Raw genomic sequence first — 880 nt, 5'->3', positions numbered from 1 at the left:
CGTTCCGGATTCTGAAGTTCCGCAGCATGAGCGTGATGGAAGATTCCGGCGTTATCCGCCAGGCGACACGCAACGATGCGCGCGTAACCCGTGTCGGTGCCTTCATACGCTCGACTAGCATCGACGAGCTACCGCAGTTCTGGAACGTTTTGCGCGGCGAGATGTCCGTGGTCGGCCCGCGTCCACATGCGTTGGCCCATGACGATCTCTATGGAACACTGATCGCCCAATACGCTTCTCGCCGGCATGTGAAGCCGGGCCTGACGGGCTGGGCGCAGATCAATGGGCACAGGGGCGAGACGCCGACCGTCGACAGGATGGCTGACCGCGTGCGGCATGATATTTGGTACATCAACAACTGGTCGTTGTGGCTTGATCTCAGGATCGTCGTGATGACGGCGATCGGCTTGCGGGATCGGAGCAACGTCTACTGAGATTTCGTCGTCAATCCTGGTGTTTGCGTTGGTTGAGAGGTGCGTAGGCGATGATACTTGTCACTGGGGGAGCCGGATTCATTGGCTCGAACTTCGTATTGGATTGGCTGGTGCAACACGACGAGCCGATCGTCAATCTCGATGCGCTGACATATGCCGGAAATTTGAATAACTTGCGGTCTGTGGAGAAGGATCCGCGCCATATCTTCGTGCATGGCAACATCGGCGACGCAGCGCTTCTGAGCGATCTCTTCACGCGATACAAGCCAAGCGCGGTTGTAAACTTCGCCGCGGAAAGCCATGTGGATCGCTCGATCCACGGCCCGGAAGATTTTATTCAGACAAACATTCTGGGCACGTTTCGTCTGCTGGAAGCCGCGCGCGCCTATTGGACTGGCCTTGAGACCAAATCCGATTTCCGCTTTCTGCACGTTTCGACCGACGAG

General features: G+C 57.2%; 2 protein-coding genes. Both read left to right on the top strand.

All coding sequences use genetic code 11. The features are described 5' to 3' along the window. Positions 1 to 434, top strand: a 434-nt coding sequence (locus tag B3605_RS05295) for a sugar transferase (protein WP_296433111.1), incomplete at its 5' end; no start/stop codon positions are given. 50 nt (positions 435 to 484) lie between these two features. Next, positions 485 to 880, top strand: a 396-nt coding sequence (locus B3605_RS05290; RefSeq protein ID WP_296433109.1) for a GDP-mannose 4,6-dehydratase, incomplete at its 3' end; no start/stop codon positions are given.

The organism is Rhizobium sp. UBA1881, assembly GCF_002338015.1.
In the GTDB taxonomy this organism is placed as follows: Bacteria; Pseudomonadota; Alphaproteobacteria; order Rhizobiales; family Rhizobiaceae; genus Rhizobium.
This window is presented reverse-complemented; position numbering and strand designations above follow the sequence as displayed.